Source organism: Gemmatimonadaceae bacterium, assembly GCA_019752115.1.
Classification (GTDB): domain Bacteria; phylum Gemmatimonadota; class Gemmatimonadetes; order Gemmatimonadales; family Gemmatimonadaceae; genus Gemmatimonas.
Map to the genome: position 1 here is coordinate 26,413 of JAIEMN010000010.1, position 17,644 is coordinate 44,056.

Annotated in this window: 13 protein-coding genes; 12 read left to right on the plus strand and 1 reads right to left on the minus strand. The window is 69.6% G+C overall.

Annotated elements, in window-relative coordinates:
* The first annotated feature begins 205 nt into the window (after positions 1-205).
* The 7 genes from ftsZ to asnS all read left to right on the plus strand — a co-directional run bounded on the left by ftsZ (position 206) and on the right by asnS (position 11,465).
* Positions 206-1,480 carry a cell division protein FtsZ gene (gene ftsZ / locus K2R93_05090; GenBank protein ID MBY0489194.1) on the plus strand — a complete coding sequence of 425 codons (1,275 nt, stop codon included), beginning with the start codon at positions 206-208 and terminating at the stop codon, positions 1,478-1,480.
* Positions 1,477-2,748, plus strand: coding sequence for a M23 family metallopeptidase (locus K2R93_05095; GenBank protein ID MBY0489195.1), 1,272 nt, complete (start codon positions 1,477-1,479; stop codon positions 2,746-2,748). The genes ftsZ and K2R93_05095 overlap by 4 nt, the downstream gene beginning before the upstream one ends.
* Positions 2,749-2,886: 138 nt before the next feature.
* Positions 2,887-4,779: a hypothetical protein gene (locus K2R93_05100; GenBank protein MBY0489196.1), complete on the plus strand. Its 1,893-nt coding sequence runs from the start codon at positions 2,887-2,889 to the stop codon at positions 4,777-4,779.
* Between the two features lie 14 nt (positions 4,780-4,793).
* Positions 4,794-5,723, plus strand: a complete 930-nt coding sequence (gene ftsY / locus K2R93_05105; protein ID MBY0489197.1) for a signal recognition particle-docking protein FtsY — start codon at positions 4,794-4,796, stop codon at positions 5,721-5,723.
* Positions 5,704-7,821, plus strand: a complete 2,118-nt coding sequence (gene recG, locus K2R93_05110; GenBank protein MBY0489198.1) for an ATP-dependent DNA helicase RecG — start codon at positions 5,704-5,706, stop codon at positions 7,819-7,821. Before ftsY ends, recG begins: the two co-directional genes overlap by 20 nt.
* Positions 7,822-7,969: 148 nt before the next feature.
* Positions 7,970-10,105 (plus strand): response regulator, encoded by a 2,136-nt coding sequence (locus K2R93_05115; protein MBY0489199.1) that lies wholly within the window; start codon positions 7,970-7,972, stop codon positions 10,103-10,105.
* Positions 10,106-10,157: 52 nt separating this feature from the next.
* The gene (asnS, locus tag K2R93_05120; protein MBY0489200.1) at positions 10,158-11,465 is read left to right on the plus strand and encodes an asparagine--tRNA ligase; all 1,308 of its coding nucleotides are present in this window, start codon (positions 10,158-10,160) and stop codon (positions 11,463-11,465) included.
* Between the two features lie 62 nt (positions 11,466-11,527).
* On the opposite strand, the gene mazG is transcribed toward asnS, so the two are convergent.
* Positions 11,528-12,358, minus strand: a complete 831-nt coding sequence (mazG, locus tag K2R93_05125; GenBank protein ID MBY0489201.1) for a nucleoside triphosphate pyrophosphohydrolase — start codon at positions 12,356-12,358, stop codon at positions 11,528-11,530.
* 58 nt (positions 12,359-12,416) lie between these two features.
* Between mazG and alr the strand changes: the two genes are divergently transcribed.
* From alr to K2R93_05150, 5 genes are read left to right on the plus strand one after another with little or no spacing between them, the layout of a single operon-like run.
* Positions 12,417-13,547 carry an alanine racemase gene (gene alr, locus K2R93_05130; GenBank protein MBY0489202.1) on the plus strand — a complete coding sequence of 377 codons (1,131 nt, stop codon included), beginning with the start codon at positions 12,417-12,419 and terminating at the stop codon, positions 13,545-13,547.
* Positions 13,544-14,737: a phosphopentomutase gene (locus tag K2R93_05135; protein MBY0489203.1), complete on the plus strand. Its 1,194-nt coding sequence runs from the start codon at positions 13,544-13,546 to the stop codon at positions 14,735-14,737. The genes alr and K2R93_05135 overlap by 4 nt, the downstream gene beginning before the upstream one ends.
* On the plus strand, positions 14,734-15,153 hold the full coding sequence (gene cdd, locus K2R93_05140; protein MBY0489204.1) for a cytidine deaminase: 420 nt from the start codon (positions 14,734-14,736) through the stop codon (positions 15,151-15,153). The genes K2R93_05135 and cdd overlap by 4 nt, the downstream gene beginning before the upstream one ends.
* A gap of 10 nt (positions 15,154-15,163) precedes the next feature.
* Positions 15,164-16,453: a hypothetical protein gene (locus K2R93_05145; GenBank protein MBY0489205.1), complete on the plus strand. Its 1,290-nt coding sequence runs from the start codon at positions 15,164-15,166 to the stop codon at positions 16,451-16,453.
* Positions 16,453-17,643 (plus strand): hypothetical protein, encoded by a 1,191-nt coding sequence (locus K2R93_05150; GenBank protein MBY0489206.1) that lies wholly within the window; start codon positions 16,453-16,455, stop codon positions 17,641-17,643. The genes K2R93_05145 and K2R93_05150 overlap by 1 nt, the downstream gene beginning before the upstream one ends.
* Position 17,644 lies beyond the last annotated feature (1 nt).

The window sequence follows — 17,644 nt, forward strand, 5'->3', positions numbered from 1 at the left end:
CCACGGGTTGCGCGGCACGAACGAACGTGTATTCTAGGGTGGTTCGGCCTGTAGTCTCCGCTCCGTCCACATTTGCACATCCCGCCGGCAGCGCGGACCACCAATCCCGGTGGTGCTCGCCGCGCCGGCTTCAGGGCCCGGTTCCCTCCCCGGGTTCTGCGACCTCCACCCTGTGCCCGCCAAGCCCCGTATGGAGCTCCCCCGGATGACGTTCGAGTTCGAAGAGAACGCCCCTCAGAACGCCCGCATGAAGGTCGTGGGTGTCGGGGGCGGCGGCGGCAACGCCGTGAACCGCATGATCGAGGAACACCTCGAGGGTGTGGAGTTCATCTCGGTGAACACCGACGCGCAGGCCCTGATGAACTCGAAGGCCGACGTCAAGATCCAGATCGGTAAAAAGCTCACGCGCGGCCTTGGGGCCGGCGCGCGCCCGGAGATCGGGCGCCAGGCCATCGAGGAGAATCGCGAGGATGTGAAGCGCGTCATCGGCAACGCCGATCTCGTCTTCGTGACCTGCGGTATGGGCGGCGGCACCGGCACCGGTGCCGCTCCCGTCGTCTGCCAGCTTGCCCGCGAAGCCGGCGCCCTCACCGTCGGCATCGTCACGCGCCCCTTCCTGTTCGAAGGGCGCAAGCGCATGCGGCAGGCCGAGGAAGGCATCAGCGAGATGCGCAAGAATGTCGACACGATGATCATCGTGCCGAACGAGCGCCTGCTTGCCGTCGTCGGCAAGGGGATTCCGTTCCACGAAGCGCTCAAGAAGGCCGACGAAGTGCTGCTGCACGCCACTCAGGGCATCTCGGTGCTGATCTCCGAGACGGGCCTCGTGAACGTCGACTTTGCCGACGTCCGGACCGTCATGGCGAACGGCGGCTCGGCGCTCATGGGCACCGGCATCGGCCGTGGTGAAAATCGCGCGGTGGAAGCCGCGCAGCAGGCGATTGCCTCGCCGCTGCTCGACAACGTCTCCATCTCCGGCGCCACCGGCGTCCTCGTGAACATCACCGGCGGCGAAGACCTCACCCTCGGCGAAGTCCACCAGATCAACGACATCGTGCACGATGCCGTGGGCGACGACGCGGAAATCATCTTCGGCGCCGTCCACGAGCCGGCCATGATGGGCGAGATCCGCGTGACGGTCATTGCGACCGGTTTTGACCGCTATATGCAGACGGGCACCCCGGCCGCCGAGACCCGCGGCGTGGGCCACCCGGTCAGCCACGGCGGCCATCAGAGCTTTGCCCCTTCCGCCGGCCAGCCGGCCGGGGCATCTTTGCCTCCTGCCGCTGCCAAGCAGCCCGGCTCGGTTCTGCCGTTCCCCCGGCCGACGAGCGGGAGACCTGCCAACCAGCCTGCTCGTCCAGCACCGTGGGAAGGGGCGCCGCCTCGGCCGCCCCGGGTTCCGCCGCCAGCGCCGTCATCGAGCACCGAGTTCGATGACATGGAAATCCCGACGTTCATACGGAGACAGATGGATTGACTTCCTCGCGTGGTAAGCTGCTCATCGCCGCCGGATGCCTCGGACTCGGAGCGGCTGCCATCGCGATTGGACGTCCCGTCACGGAACGCCCCGCGGCCAGCGTGCTGGCTGCGGGGTCTCGTGTTTCTGTCGCCTCCCGCTGGCGCGAACGCGTCGACACCATTCACCGCGGTGAGCCGCTCGCCCGCGTGCTGGAGCGTGCCGGCCTCGATCCCAAGGACGCGGCCTCGGCGCTCCTCGCGTCGCAGAGCATCAATGCCCGCAACGTGCGGGCGGGCACCACGATCACGACGCGCGTCAATCCCGACTCCGGCAACTCGGAGATCGTCTTCCAGTTGGCCATCGATCGCATCGTCCGCCTGACCCGATCGGCAGCGTCGTCCTGGACCGAGAAGGAAGAGCGCCTGCCGTGGACCACCGACACGGTGCTGGTGGGCGGGGTGGTGAACTCCACCCTGGTGAACGCCATCGCCGATGGCGCCGGGGCCTTCCCGGCCGCCCAGCGCATGGAGCTCGCGTACGCACTGGCCGATCTGCTCGAGTATCGCGTCGATCTGTCGCGCGATCTGCAGAAGGGCGATTCCGTGCGCGTGCTCGTGGAGCGTCAGCAGGCTCCCAACGGGCTGGTGCGCACCGGCAACATTCTCGCCGCGCGACTGACGGTGGATGGCAAGCCGGTCGAGACGATGCGCTTCGAGCAGAATGCGCGGGCCTCGTATTTCGATGCCGACGGCAAGTCGATGCGCGCGGCGTTCCTCCGCGCCCCGCTCGCGTTCCGCCGCATCTCGAGTGTCTTCGGCATGCGCAAGCACCCCATTCTCGGGATCACGCGGGCGCACCAGGGCATCGACTACGCCGCCGCGTCGGGCACGCCCGTGCGCGCGCTGGGCAATGGCCGGGTGATCTTTGCCGGCTGGAAGGGCGGCTACGGGCGCGTCGTCGAGATTCGGCACGCCAACGGTTTCGTGACCCGCTATGGGCACCTGAGTGCGTTCGGCGCAGGGATCCGCGCCGGCTCGGCGGTGTCGATTTCGCAGACCATCGGTAAGGTGGGGGCCTCCGGCCTCGCGACGGCGCCGCACCTCCACTTCGAAGTGCTCGTGGGCGGCGTGCATCGCAATCCGAGCCAGGCCTTCAAGAACCAGACGGGGGAGCCCTTGGCCCCGGGCCAGCGCGCGGCCTTCGATGCACTCAAGGCACGCCTCCTCGCGGCGCTCGAAGGGCGCAGCACCGACGCCCCCCGCTCGGTCCGTGTGAGCGGCGACTGAGACGCGCGGCGTCTGCCGGCGTCCGTGCCATCGTGAGCGGAGGGGACCCCCTCCGCGTAAAGCGAACGGGGCAGGGGAATGCGAATTCTCGTGCCCCGTCCCCTTTCTCCCCGTCTGCCGCTCCGTGAGTTTTCGCCTGTGATTCGTTGGACGATTGCCATCGCCGTGGGCCTCGTGGCCGCCTGGCTCGCGTACGGGCGAGGCGGGAGCTCGGCGCGCGCCCATGCCTGGTGGCTCGCGGCCCTGCGTGCGCTCGCGGTGACTGCCGTGGCGGCGCTCCTCGTTGGCGCACCGGCCGGTCGTGCGACGCCGCTGGCGCCGCTGGTGGCGGTGGATGTGTCGAGCTCCGTTCGCCGCGCCAGCGGCGATGACAGCACGGCCGTGCGCGCGTGGCGTACCCGTCTCGCCGACAGTCTGAGTGCGTGGAGTGGCGGCGGACCGCTCGTGGTCGTGGGCGACTCGGTACGCGAGGCGACCAGCAGCGACCTCAAGACGTGGACGCCGAGCGACGCCACGTCGCGCGTGCGCAGTGCGGTAGATCGCGCCGCCTCGTTGGGCCGCCCGTTGGTGCTCGTGACTGATGGCGAAGTGGATGACGCCGAAAGTCTCGCCGATGCGCCGGCCGGTTCTCGGGTCGCGTCGTGGCCCGCGTCGACCAAGCGCGATGTGGCCCTCGCCGACCTCACCGTGCCGGCGTCGGCCACGGGCGGCGATTCGCTGAGCGTATCGGTCGCGGTGGCCTCGGGTGGCGTGGCGACCCCTGACGGCACGCTGCAGCTGCGATTCGATGGCACCCCCGCGGGCAGCGCGGCCATTCCGGCGTTGGCACCGTATTCGACCACGCGCATCACCACCACCGTCGTCGTGCCGCGCGGCACCGCGGTGGCACTGGTGCAGGCCGTCGCGCAGGTCGCCGCGGATGTTGAAGCGCGCAATGACACGCTGACCGCGGCGGTGGAAGTTGGCGATCGCCCCAGTGCGGTGTTTGTGAGCACCGCGCCCGATCTCGATGTGCGCGAAGCGCTCACCGTGCTCCGCGGCGCGCTCGATGTGCCCACGAAGGCGTATCTCCGCATCGCGCCGAACGTGTGGCGCGTGGAAGGGTCGTACGCGCCGGTGAGTGAAGCCGAGGTGAAGGCCCGTGCCGCCCAGGCGGGTCTGCTGATTTTGCACGGCGACACCACTTGGCAGGGCGCCGTCACCAGCGGTGACACGACCGCCCGCGCGCGTGCGGCGGCGCGCGCACTGTGGACGCCGGCGCCGCCGACCACCGTGGCGAAGGCCGGCGAGCTCACGCGCACCCCCGAGTGGTACGCGAACGCCGCGCCGGCGTCGCCGTTGATGGCCGCGCTGGCCACGCTCCCGTTCGACTCGCTGCCGCCGATTACGCTGGCCGGCCCGGCGACGGGCGCACAGCCCGTGCTCACGGCGCAGTTGGGCAAGCGCGGTGCGGCCGTCGCGGCGGTGGCAACCCGCGAGGAGCGCGGCGTGCGCACGGCCGTCGTCTCAGGCTCCGGCTGGGCGGGCTGGTCGCTCCGCGGCGGGCGCAGCCGCGACGCATTCACCGCCCTGTGGGGCGCCCTCTTCGATTGGCTCGCCGCCGGTCGCGGCGATGTCCGTGCCGCACGCCCCGTGTCGGGTGTCGTGCGCGCCGGGGAACCGGTGCTCTGGCGCCGCGGCGGTGCCGACACGGTCGTGGCCGTCCAGCTGCGGAAGCGGTCGGCCGCCAACACGACCGCGGACACCACGACCCTGACGCTGCGCTTCACCAATCAGCGATTCGAAGCCGCCTCGCCCGCCCTCGCCACTGGGGTGTATGACGTCCAGGCGCCCGGCGGCCCGAGTGTGCTGGTGGTGAACGCGTCACGCGAGTGGATCCCGCGCGCGCCGACCGTCACCGCTGGCCCGGCCACCAAAGCGGCCAGCAGCAGCGACGCCCCGCGCTTTGCCGATATGGGCTGGCCGTTTGTGCTGGCACTGCTGCTCCTCTGCGCCGAGTGGGTCGGTCGCCGACTCGCTGGCCACCGTTAATCCGATCGTCTGTTATGGCTCGCCTGTTTCGCAAGAAAGATGATGTGCCCAAGCGCTCCCTCTGGCAGCGCGTCAAGGATGTCGTTCGCACCGATCTGGGCGTCCTGTTCAAGGGCGTCGATGAAGGCTCGCTCGAAGCGCTCGAAACGCTCCTCATCGAAAGTGATTTCGGCGTGCCCACCGCGCTCGCGCTGGTGGCTGAAGTCGAACGCCGGCACAAGCGCGGTGAGGTCAAGACCGAAACGGAATTCCGCACCGCGCTGGCCGATGGCGTGGAAGCCGCGTTGCGGAAAGGGAACAGTGATCCGGCCATGCACGAGGCGGCGAGCGGCCCCACGGTGCTCCTGGTCATCGGCGTGAACGGCGCGGGCAAGACCACGTTCATCGGCAAGCTGGCGGCGCGCTACAAGGCGCAGGGCAAGCGCATTCTGCTTGGCGCGGCCGACACATTCCGGGCCGGGGCGATCGATCAGCTGCGCGTCTGGTCGGAGCGCGCGGGCGTGGAGTTCGTGGGCGGGGCGCCCGGCAGTGATCCGGCGTCGGTTGCCTACGATGCCGTCGACGCGGGTGTCACCCGCGGCGTGGATCTGGTGATCGTCGATACGGCCGGACGATTGCACACCAGTGACGATCTGATGACGGAGCTGCGCAAGATTCACCGCGTGATCAAGAAGCGACTCCCCGACGCGCCGCACGAGGTGCTCCTCGTGCTCGACGGGACCATCGGCCAGAACGCGCTCTCGCAGGCGCGCACCTTCTCGGCGGCGGTCCCGGTCACGGGCATTGTCGTCACCAAGCTCGATGGCACGGCGAAGGGCGGGATCGTGGTGGCGGTGCATGAGGCGCTCGATGTCCCCATCAAGTTCGTCGGGCTCGGCGAGCAGGTGGGCGATCTCGAGCCGTTCGACGCGGGCGACTACGCGCGTGAGCTCGTCGAGGCCTGATCCGGCCCGACGTCCGCCGAGTCGCGGCGCGCCGCGCCTGACGCTCGACACGCCGGTCACCTACCTCAAGGGGATCGGCCCCGCGCGCGCCACGATGCTCGCGCGGCTGGGGATCACGGTGGCCGGCGATCTGCTGCGTCACGTGCCGCATCGCTACGAAGACGCCAGCACCGTGACGCCCATCGCGCACGCCGCCGTGGGTGCCGACGTCACGGTGCTCGGGCAGGTCATCGCGAAGGGCGTGCTCCCCACCCGCAAAGGGCTGCGCATCTTCCAGGCGGTCATTCAGGACGCGTCGGGCATGCTCGAGATCGCTTGGCCGGGGCAGCCGTTTCTGGACCGGCAGATCAGCAAGGGCGACTGGCTGTTGTGCACGGGGCCCGTCCGCTTCTTTCACGGCCGCCGACTGCAGCCGCGGGAGTTCGTCAATCTCGGCCCCGAAGAAGAGGGGACCGGCGAAGGGCGCGTCCTCGCGGTGTACCCGAGCACCGAAGGGCTCTCGGTGCGTGTCCTGCGGAGTTTCGTGCAGCAGCATCTCGAGGCGCTGCTGCCGCTGGTGGAGGAGCCGTTGCCGCGCGCCCTGCTCGAGCGTGCCGATGTCCCGCCGCTGCGCGACGCGCTCCGCATGGTGCACCGCCCCACGAGCGTCGCTGAAGCGCACCGCGGGCGCTCGCGATTGGCCTTCGAAGAGCTCTTGTGCGTGCAGATTTTGCACCGGCGCGCCAATCAGGTCACGCGAGAATCGCGGGGCGGCCACGCGTTCGCGAACAAGCGCGATCTCACCAGCAAGCTACGGGCGGCGCTGCCGTACACGCTGACTGGCGCGCAGGTGCGCGCCATTCGCGAGATCGTGGCGGACATGGGAAGCCCGCGGCGCATGCATCGCCTGTTGCAGGGTGACGTCGGTGCGGGCAAGACGGTCGTCGCGGTCTTCAGCGCGCTGCTCGCCATGGAGAACGGCGCCCAGGTCGCCCTCATGGCGCCCACCGAGCTGCTGGCCGAGCAGCACGCGCGCGGCATCGCGACGCTGCTCGCGCCCCTCGGGATCACCCCGGTGCTGCTCACCGGGCGCTTGAGTGCCAAGGACAAGAAACTCGCGCTCACCCGCCTCGCGAGCCATGAGCCGGTCCTTGCGATCGGCACCCATGCCTTGCTGCAGGAGGGAGTGCAGTTCGCCAATCTTGGCCTGGTGATCATCGACGAGCAGCACCGCTTTGGCGTGGAGCAACGCGCCACGCTCGGCGCCAAGGGTGCGCACCCCGACGTGCTGCTCATGAGCGCGACGCCCATTCCGCGCTCGCTCGCGCTCACGATGTACGGTGATCTCGATGTCAGCGTGCTCGACGAACGCCCGCCGGGGCGGCAGCCGATCACCACGGTGATGCGGCCGGAGAGCGGGCGCGCCAAGGTCTTCGAGTTCGTGAACGCCCAGCTGGATGCGGGGCGCCAGGCGTATGTGGTCTATCCGCTCATCGAGGCCAGCGAGAAGATCGAGCTCAAGGCCGCGACCGAGATGTTCAATGATCTCGTGAGCGGCCCCCTCGCGTCCCGACGCGTGGCGCTCCTGCATGGGCGGCTCCCGGCTGAGGAGCGGGACGCCATCATGCGGACCTTTCGCGACGGCGACCTCGATGTGCTCGTGGCGACGACCGTGATCGAGGTCGGCATCGATGTGGGGAACGCCACCGTGATGATCATCGAGCACCCCGAGCGCTTCGGGCTGTCGCAGCTGCATCAGCTGCGCGGGCGCGTGGGGCGCGGGGCGGAGCAGAGCTACTGCATTCTGCTGGGCGATGTGGGTGCCGAAGCCGCCGAACGGTTGGCGATGTTCACCGCCACCGACGACGGTTTCGAAATCGCCCGCGCGGATCTCGCGTTGCGTGGCATGGGCGACCTGTTCGGCGCCAAGCAGCACGGATTGCCGGCGTTCCGGATCGCGGATCCGCTGCGCGATGAGGCGTTGAACGAAACGGCGCGGCAGGTCGCCGATGAAATTCTCGTCATCGATCCCCGCCTCGACGCACCCGCCAACAAGGGGCTGCGACACCTGCTGACGGTGGGGTACGAGCGGGCGCTGGAGCTGTTCGGCGTCGGATAGCCCGTCGGATCGCCCGCCGGGCGACCGCCGGGCGACCGACGCGGGGCGAGACGCCAGCGATTACCTGACAGCGGGGGGCGTTATCGGGCGATACCGTGTGGGACCCACCCCGGTCCTGCCGATTGTCCGCCCCGCTAGTCCGCTCTGCATGTTCTTGACGCTCCACTCCACGCCGCCCCGGGCGTGGCGCGTTGCCGCACTCGTGCTGCTCGCCGGCGCCGCGGTTGGCCTGCTGATCGAGCGGTCGTATCGCGCGCAGTTACTTCGCGCCGAGCGCGTGCGAGCGCCGGAAGCGGCGGCCCCATTTGCCGACGCGCTGGAACTGGCATTCAATCAGCACATTGGGCAGTTGGGGGGCGTCCGCGCCTTCGTAGACGCCGCCCCGAACCGGGCGGCACTCGATTCCGCGTTCCCAGTCGTCGCGGCCGGGTTGCTGCAGACCGCCGGCGAGGTGCGCAGCGTCTACTTGGTCGAGGATGGGCGCATCGTGCAGGTCTATCCGCTCGCGCTCGCGCGGCAGTATATCGGTCACGACCTGCGAACGGACACCCGCCCCGGTATCGCCGCCAATCTCGCCCGTGCCGCGCGCAGCGATACCGTCGTGGTCTCCGGGCCCATGCCGCTGCTGTCTGGGGGCCGTGGCCTTTCGCTGCGCCAGCGACTCGCGAGACCGCGCCCCGGCATGCCGGACATGGTGTCCATGGCCCTCGATCTCGACTCGCTCCTCGATCACGCGGCGCGTACCCCGCTGCCGGCCGGGCTGCAGATCGAGCTGCGCGATCAGCGCGGCGCCCTGCTGGGTGGGGAGGCGTTGCGAGACGGCGCCACCTTCGAGCCCGGGGTGGAATTGGGCGACGTGCGCTTCGTCTTGCGCGTGGCGCCGCGGGCCGGGTGGGCGGCGGCCATCGCACCGCAACTGTTCCCCATTCGCGTGGCGATCGTGGAGATCGTGCTGCTCCTCGCGGTGGTAGCGCTCAGCGTGACGGGGGCGCGCGAGCGACTCGAGCAGGCCGTGGAGGTGCGGACCAGAGAGTTGGAAGGCGCGAACGCCCGGCTTCGCCGCGAATCGAACGAACGCGCGAGTCTCGAAGAGCAGCTGTTGCACTCGCAGAAAATGGAAGCGGTCGGCACGCTCGCCAGCGGCGTCGCGCATGATTTCAACAACCTGCTGACGGCGATCCTCGGCTTCACGCAGCTCGCCGAAGAGCAGGTGCAGGGGGTGCTCGATGACGGGACTGATCCCCCCCTCCAGGCGCATCTGGTGGAGGTCCGTCAGGATCTCACCGAGATCCTCAAGGCTGCCGATCGCGCCTCGCTGCTCACCTCCCAACTGCTGGCCTTCAGCCGCCGACAGAAGGTCTCGCCGGCGCCGCTCGATGCGAACGTGGTCGTGAACGACCTCGAGCGCATGCTGCAGCGCCTGATCGGCGAAACGGTCTCGCTGGTCACCGAGCTCGCGACTGACCACCTGCCGATCATGGCCGACAGTGGCCAGTTCTCGCAGGTCGTGTTGAACCTGGTGGTGAATGCGCGCGATGCCCTGCCGCGCGGCGGGCTGGTGCGGGTGCACACGGGTCCCCTCACCCTGGCGGCGCCGGCGGCCGATGGGCCCGTGGCCGGGCTGTCCGCCGGTGCCTGGGTGCTCGTGACCGTCGAGGACAATGGCACGGGCATGACGCCCGAAGTGCAGGCGCGCATGTTCGAACCCTTCTTCACCACCAAGCCGCTCGGACACGGGACCGGGCTCGGGTTGAGCACCGTGTACGGCATCGTCACGCAGGCCGGCGGGCAGCTGTTCGTGGATAGCCTCCCGGGGCGGGGCACGACCGTCACCGTGGCCTGGCCGCGCTTCGAGGGCGTCTTGGTGCCGCCCGCGCCGTCGCCGGCCGACCGTGAGCGGAATGACGCCCTTGTCCTCGTGGTGGAAGACGAGCCGGGGCTCCGGCGCCTGGTCGCCGAGATTCTGCGCCGCCGTGGGCACCGGGTCCGCGTGGCGGAACACGGCGTCGCGGCGCTCGAACAGCTCGACGCCGGGCTCGAACCGGCCCTCGTCGTGACGGACGTGGTCATGCCGCGGATGGGCGGGCGCGAGCTGGCGAGCCAGATCGCCAGCCGAGGACTGACGGTCCCGGTGCTGTTCATGTCCGGCTATCAGGCGGGTGAGGAGCTTCCCGATGACGAGGCCCACCGCTTCATCGGCAAGCCGTTTACCCCGGACACCCTCGTGCAGGCCGTGCGGCAGGCCATCGACGGCGCCACGGTTCCGGGGGCCGGCGGGCGTTGAAGTCGCTCGGCGGGCGGCCTACCTTGCTGCCTCCCTCTCACCCGCCGCCGCCATGGGCCTTTCCCAGCAGACCACCCGCATTGCCGACCTGAAGCACCACGTCGGCGCCACCGTGACCGTCCGCGCGTGGATCACCCATCTGCGCTCCAAGGGCAAGCTGGGCTTCGCCGTGGTGCGCGACGGCACCGGCGTCATGCAGGCGGTGGTCGTGAAGGCCGAGGTCCCCGAGACGGCCTGGGAAACGTTTGGCGCGCTGACGCAGGAATGCAGCGTCGCGCTCACCGGCGAAATCCGCGCCGACGCGCGCGCCCCGGGTGGCTACGAGATGGGCGTCAAGGAGCTCACGCTCATCGGCGCGAGCCCGCTGGATTACCCCATCCAGCCCAAGGAGCACGGGATCGACTTCCTGCTCGACAACCGCACCTTCTGGCTGCGCAGCCAGCGTCAGGCCGCGATCATGCGCGTGCGGCATGAGCTCGAGCAGGCCGTGCACGACTTCTTCTATGCGCGCGATTTCGTGCGCTGCGATACGCCCATTCTCACCGCCGCCATCGGGGAACGCGCGGGGCTCTTCAGCACCGAGTATTTCGACGAAGGCACGGCGTATCTCGCGCAGACCGGCCAGCTGTACGGCGAGGCGCTTGCCGCGGCGCTCGGGCGCATCTACACCTTCGGCCCGACGTTCCGCGCCGAGAAGAGCAAGACGCGCCGCCATCTCACCGAGTTCTGGATGATCGAACCGGAGATGGCGTGGTACGATCAGGACGACAACATGGACCTGCAGGAAGACTTCGTGCGCTACCTGGTGGGCCGCGTGCTCGAGCGACGGCAGGAAGAGCTCAAGGTCCTCGAGCGCGACACGAGCAAGCTCGATTGCGTGTCGCAGCCGTTCGTCCGTCTCGACTACGGCGAGGCGGTGAAGCTCGCGCAGAGCAAGGGGAGCGACATCCAGTGGGGCGACGACCTCGGCGCGCCCGACGAAGCGATGATCGTGGACGAGTATCAGCGCCCGGTCTTCGTGGTGAACTACCCGAAGGAAGCCAAGGCGTTCTACATGAAGGAGAACCCGGCCGACCCGCGTACCGTGCGCTGCGCCGATCTCCTCGCCCCCGAAGGCCGCGGCGAAATCATCGGCGGGTCGCAGCGCGAAGACGACTACGACAAGATCCTCGCGCGCCTCACGCACGAGGGGCTCCCCGTCGAGGCGTACGGCTGGTATCTCGACCTCCGCAAGTACGGCACCTTCACGCACTCGGGCTTCGGTCTGGGCCTCGAGCGCACCATCGCCTGGATCTGCGGGATCGAGCATATCCGCGAGGTGATTCCGTTCCCGCGGTTGATGGGACGCATCGCACCGTAGTAACCCAGAACCCACGACCAAAAACCCGAAACCCTGAACTGATCAGTTCAGGGTTTCGGGCTTTAGGTCATGGGTTCCGGGTGGTCTTGGGTTCGCTCGGCCTCCTTCACCGCGTCCCAGTACCCATCCTGCTCCTCCAGGCTCAGCGTCGTCAGCGTCTTCCCATCCGCTTCCGCCAGCCGCTCCATCGCGGCGTAGCGCCGCACGAACTTTGCGTTCGTGCGATCGAGCGCGAGCGCGCCGTGCACCGCGGTCTTGCGGCACAGGTTCACCACGGCGAAGAGCAGATCACCCAACTCCGCTTCGAGCGCGTCCTGATCGCGCACCGCCCCCGTCTCGGGATCGATCAGCGACGCCACCTCCTCGACTTCCTCGCGCACCTTGGCGAGGGGACCGAGGGCGTTGTCCCAATCAAAGCCAACACCGGCGGCGCGGTCCTGCAGGCGATGCGCGCGATGCAGCGACGGCAGACTCGCCGGGAGCCCTTCCTCGAGCGTCGAGCGCTTCGCCTTCGCGGCCTTCATGCTCTCCCACGAGCGCTTGACGCCGTCGCCGTACAGGTGCGGGTGGCGCGCGTGCATCTTCGCGATGAGGGCGCCCGCCACGTCCGGCATGGCAAAGGCCCCGCGCTCTTCGGCCACCACCGAGTGAAAGAGCACCTGCAGGAACAGGTCGCCCAACTCGTCGCGCAGCACGGCGTCGTCGCCGCCGGCAATCGCGTCGTCCACCTCGTGCGACTCCTCGATCAGGTACGGGCGCAGCGACTCGTGGGTCTGGACACGGTCCCACTCGCACCGCGCGCGCAGGTCGCGCATGAGCGCGAGGGCGTCGTCCATGGTGCGGGGGGCGGGCGCGGAGGGCGTGGCGCCCTCGGGAGCAGAGTCAGCAGACATGCGAACCGGGCCAGGTCAGAGTCGACGGGGAAGTTCGCGGTGGCTAGCTTCAAAGGCTATGCCTCACCCTGCCTCGACCCACGACCGGGCCTGGCTCGACGTCGATCTGGGCGCCGTCCGCCACAACGCCGCGCAACTCCGCGCGCGCGCGGGCGTGCCGTTGCTCTGCATGGTCAAGGCGAACAGCTACGGGGTCGGGGCCGAGGCCGTGTGCCGGGCCCTGGGCGTCCCGTTCGATCGGGGGCCCGTGGCCGCCGTGGGCGAGGCGCCGTGGGGGGTCGGCATTGCCTCGCTCGACGAGGCCGACGCGCTCCGACAGGCTGGGTGCACCGGGCGGATCGTTTGCACGACACCGCTGCTCCCGAACGAGCTCCCGCGGGCGCGTCGCCTGGATGTGCGCCCCACGCTGCACCGGGCGTCCGACATCACCGTCTGGGGCACCCTGGGGGGCGCGCCCTGGCATCTGGCGATCGACACCGGGATGGCGCGCGCCGGCGTGCGCTGGGACGCCGTGGCCCCCCTGCGCGAGGCCATCGCGGCCGTCCCGCCCGAAGGCGTGTTCACGCACTTCCACTCGGCCGACGAGCACCCGGAGTCCCGGGACGCACAGGACGCCCGGTTTGAGGCCGCGGTTGGGGTGTTGCGGGACGTGCTCCCAAGCGGCGTCCTCGAACATCGCGACAACAGCGCGGGCATCGTCTCGCGCGCCGGTGGATCGCCCGGCCATCTGGCCCGCCCCGGCATCGCGCTCTACGCCGGCCTGTTCGCCACCGAGCTGGCGCTGCGGCAGGTGGTCCATCTGCGGGCCCGCATCGTGGATCTGCGCGAGGTGCATGCCGGCGAGACGGTGTCCTACGGGGCCACGTGGACGGCTCCGGCGACGCGCCGCATTGCCACGCTCGCGGTCGGGTACGCTGACGGGTACCGCCGGCACCTCGCCAATGCCGGGCAGGTCCTCGTGCACGGGCAGCGGTGCCCGGTGGTCGGCCGTGTGACCATGGACATGACCATGGTGGACGTGACCGGCACCACGGCGGCGCTCGGCGACGTGGCGACCCTCATCGGCCGCGACGGCGCCGACGAACTGACCACCGACATGGTGGCAACCCTTGGTGGGGTGTCACCGTACGAACTGCTCGTGGGACTCACCCTTCGGGTCCCCGCCGTGCACCACGACGTCCTGCCATGACCCCTCCCGCCAACGCCACCGACCACCGCCGCGCCCTCATCATCGTGCTCGATGGGGTCGGCTGCGGCGCCGCGCCTGATACCGACGCCTACGGCGACACGGGGAGCGACACGATCGGCAACGTGGCCCGCGTCTCCGGTGGGCTGTCGCTCCCGAACCTGCAGCGCCTCGGGCTGGGCAATCTGTCCGAGATCGCCGGGGTCGCGCCGGTGGCGCATCCGGTGGGGGGCTATGGGGTGATGCTTCCCCGGTCCTCGGGGAAGGACTCCACCACGGGCCACTGGGAGATCGCCGGGCTCCACCTCGAGCGGCCCTTTCCGACCTACCCGCAGGGCTTTCCCGCCGAGGTGATCGAGGCCTTCGCGAAGGCCACCGGCCGCCCCGTGATCGCCAACTGCGTCGCCAGTGGGACCGCGGTGATCACGGACTTTGCCGAGGCCCAGCAGCAGACCGGGGCGTGGATCGTGTACACCTCGGCCGATTCGGTCTTCCAGGTCGCCGCCCACGAGGAGTGGATCCCCCTCGAGGAGCTGTACGCGGCCTGTGAGACCGCCCGCCGGATGCTCGTGGCGCCGCATGACGTCTCCCGGGTCATCGCTCGGCCGTTCGTGGGAACCCCAGGGGCCTGGCGGCGTACCGCCAACCGCCGCGATTACTCCATCCAGCCCCCCGGCACGACGCTCCTGGACGTGCTGGCCGAGGCCGGCATCCCGCGGGTCGGGGTGGGGAAGGTGGACGACCTGTTCGCCGGGCGGGGGATCACCTCGCGCCACACGGCGGACAACGCCGAGGGGGTGGCCGCCCTGCTGGAGTGGCTAAATGGCGACACGCGTGGGTTCTGCTTCGCCAATCTGGTAGATTTCGATCAGTTGTTCGGGCATCGGAACGATGTCCCGGGTTTTCGGGGAGCGCTCGAGGCGTTCGATCAGGTGCTCCCCTCGCTGTTGGCTGCCCTTCGGGAGGACGACCTGCTGTTCATCACCGCCGACCACGGCAACGACCCCACCACGGCTTCGACCGACCACGCGCGCGAGCGCGTGCCGATTCTGGCCGTGGGGGCGCCGGTGCGCGGGGGCCCGCTGGGGGTGCGTGACACGTTCTCCGATCTGGGCGCCACGGTGGCGCACTGGTTCGGGAGCGCGTGGCGCGGTCGCGGTACGTCGTTCCTGCCCGAGCTGTTGCACGCGTGAGCGCCGATATCGCGCCGGCGCACCTCGCGCGGCTACGAGAAGTGGCGGACGCGGCCCGGGCCAACGCCTGGTGCCCGTATTCGCAGTTCCCGGTCGGGGCGGCGCTCGAAACCGACGATGGGCGCGTCTTCGCCGGGTGTAACGTCGAAAACGCGTCCTATCCGGCCGGGACCTGTGCCGAGCGCGTCGCGCTCGGGACAGCCATTGCGGCCGGGGCGCGGTCGTTCGTTCGGGTGGTCATCACCACGGCGGTCTCGGAGCCGACGCCGCCGTGTGGAATTTGTCGTCAGGCGCTGGTGGAATTCGCCCCAGCGCTCGAAGTCTTTGCGGTCACGCCCGACGGGCGCTGGACCCGCTGGTCGCTGGCAGAGTTGCTGCCGGCACCGTTCACGCCTGCTTCGCTCGAGAATGCCTGAGCGCGTTCGTATGTCGCCGTGGCGCCGTCAGTGGTCGCGACTGCGTACCCCCCTGCTGATCCTCAGTGCGGTGGGCACGGCCGTCTTTGCTGCCGCCTGTACCGAAGAACTCGAGGGTGGGGCCGCGTGTCCCACCCTGTGTCCGACGCGCGCAGAAAGCTTCAAGGACACCACGTTCGAGGCGGTGTCGCTCGATACGGCCTTGTCCGGGTATCCGGTGATGGGGCTCGCCCCTGAACTGTTGCTCGCGAACCGCCCGGATACCCTCGTCACGCGGATGGTGATTCGCGTGGACGGGCTGACCCAGGAGTACGCCAAGAACAAGACCGGGGCGACGGAGCCGATCTCCAACACCGACTCGGTCTACCTCCGGCTCACGGTGGATTCGCTCGGCGCCAAGGGCACCGACTCGGTCACCATCAGCCTGTTCAACGTCGACACCACGGCGAACGATTCGGTGAGCACGGTGGTGAAGCGGCTCTTCACACCACGGCGGCTCATCGGCTCGCTCCGAGTCGTGCCGAAGAGCGTGAAGGACTCGCTGCGCATTCCGATCGACCGGCGCGTGATGGATTCGCTCATCGTTGGCGGCTATCGCCTGCGCGTGGGGCTGCAGATCACCGCCGGCAAGGGCCAGTTGCGACTGCTCGCCTTCTCGAGCGGCGCCGCGGCGCCGTCGGTGCAGTACGATCCGAGTACCGATACGACGTACGCGCCGATCATCGTCCCGGCGAACACCTCGATTCCTCAAGGGACGACCGAACAGATCCTGGCCTACACGGTCTACAACCTGCTGGACGTCGGCTCGCCGCCACCGCCGACCAATACGCTCACCGTCGGCGGCTTCCCGGCGTGGCGCAGCTATCTGCGCTTCCAGATCCCGGCGCGCATCTCCGACTCCAGCACGATCGTGCGCGCGCAGCTGCTGCTCACGCAGCGCCCGAGCTATTTCGGCAACTTCGCCGACAGCGTCGCGCTCCTCCCGATCATTCCCACGGGAACCGCGTTGGTGACGGATCTGCGGCGTTTGCTCGATCTCTCGGCCGACGGCGTCTTTGCGTCGGTCGACTCCACGCGGCTCGTGCCGCGCGACTCCGGCGTAAAGAGCATCAACGTGCTCACGCTCGCCCGCTCGTGGCCGGCGCTGCCCTCCGGCGTGGCGCGGTCCCTCGCGTTTCGCATCAGCGGGGAAGGGGCCCAGCCGGCAGAACTCCGTTTCTTCAGCAGCGAGGCGCCCGTTGGGCTGCGCCCGCGGCTCCGGATCACGTATCTCCCCCGAACGGAGTTCGCGCTGCCGTGATGACTCGTCCTCTGCAGGTCACGGGTACCCTCGGTACCGCGCGACGCCACCTGCGCACCCTGACGGCCGCAACGGCGCTGCTCGTCGCACCGCCGGTCGCGCTGCACGCGCAGGGCTCGCTCAGCACGCTCGGCTTCGGCTACCCGGTCGGTGGCATGAGCACCCGCGTCAGCGGGACCGCCGGGGCGTTTGGTGAAGTGGATGCGCTCACGCCGGCCAATCCGTCGGCGCTTGGCGGAATCACCCGCACGGTGCTCAGTGCGCAGGCCGAGCCCGAACGGCGCACGCTGCGGATCGGGAGCGTCAAGGAAACCACCAGTGCGCAGCGTATCCCGCTGCTCAGTGTGATCTTCCCCGCCGGTCACGGCGTGGCGGTTGGGCTCAGCGCGTCGAGCGTGCTCGACCGCTCGTACACGATCAACACCACGGGCCGCGTCCTCTTCGACAAGGACACGCTCACCACGACCGATCGCCTCAACGTGCGTGGCGCCATCGGCAAGCTGACGGCCGGTGCGGGCTGGCAGGTGAATCCCCGGCTCAAGCTGGGGCTCGCCGGCCATCTCTTCACCGGCGACAATCTCGTGTCGCGCAAGCAGAAGTTCAGCGACACGCTGAGCTTCGGCAGTGTGACCGACACCTCCCAGGTGACCTACTTCGGCACCGCCTTGACCGCGGGCGCGGACGTGCGCCTGGTGAAGGGGCTCGCGGCCACCATGTCGTACCGCACGAGCGGCGGCCTCGATGCCCGCGTGCGCGACACGGTGCGCGCGTCGGCGAATGTCCCGTCGGCCCTCGGCGCCTCGCTGCGTTACGACGGCATTCCCGGCACGCAGTTCGTCGTGGCGATGGAGCAGGTGGCCTGGTCCAAGATGCGCGGCATCGGCTCCTCGCTGACCACCACGCACGATGCCACCAATCTGCGTGTCGGCGTGGAGACGGCCGGGCCGAAGTGGCGTGGGCTTCCGCTCTTTGTGCGGGCCGGGTTCGCGCGCAATCAGCTGCCGTTCAGCATCAACGCGGAGCAGGTCAAGGAATCGCGGTGGTCCACCGGTCTCGGCATCCCGCTCGCGCGGGAATTCGGAACGATCGACTTCTCGCTGCAGCGGGCGACGCGTTCGCTCACCGGCACCACGGCCCGCGAATCGGCGTGGCTGTTCGGCGTCGGGTTGCAGGTTCGTCCGGGAGGCTGAC

Coding starts and splice junctions, on each gene's coding strand:
- K2R93_05135 (MBY0489203.1), top strand. CDS start 13,544: ATGACCCCTCCCGCCAACGCCACCGACCACCGCCGCGCCCTCATCATC.
- asnS (MBY0489200.1), top strand. CDS start 10,158: ATGGGCCTTTCCCAGCAGACCACCCGCATTGCCGACCTGAAGCACCAC.
- K2R93_05115 (MBY0489199.1), top strand. CDS start 7,970: ATGTTCTTGACGCTCCACTCCACGCCGCCCCGGGCGTGGCGCGTTGCC.
- K2R93_05145 (MBY0489205.1), top strand. CDS start 15,164: ATGTCGCCGTGGCGCCGTCAGTGGTCGCGACTGCGTACCCCCCTGCTG.
- ftsY (MBY0489197.1), top strand. CDS start 4,794: ATGGCTCGCCTGTTTCGCAAGAAAGATGATGTGCCCAAGCGCTCCCTC.
- ftsZ (MBY0489194.1), top strand. CDS start 206: ATGACGTTCGAGTTCGAAGAGAACGCCCCTCAGAACGCCCGCATGAAG.
- K2R93_05150 (MBY0489206.1), top strand. CDS start 16,453: ATGACTCGTCCTCTGCAGGTCACGGGTACCCTCGGTACCGCGCGACGC.
- mazG (MBY0489201.1), bottom strand. CDS start 12,358: ATGTCTGCTGACTCTGCTCCCGAGGGCGCCACGCCCTCCGCGCCCGCC.
- alr (MBY0489202.1), top strand. CDS start 12,417: ATGCCTCACCCTGCCTCGACCCACGACCGGGCCTGGCTCGACGTCGAT.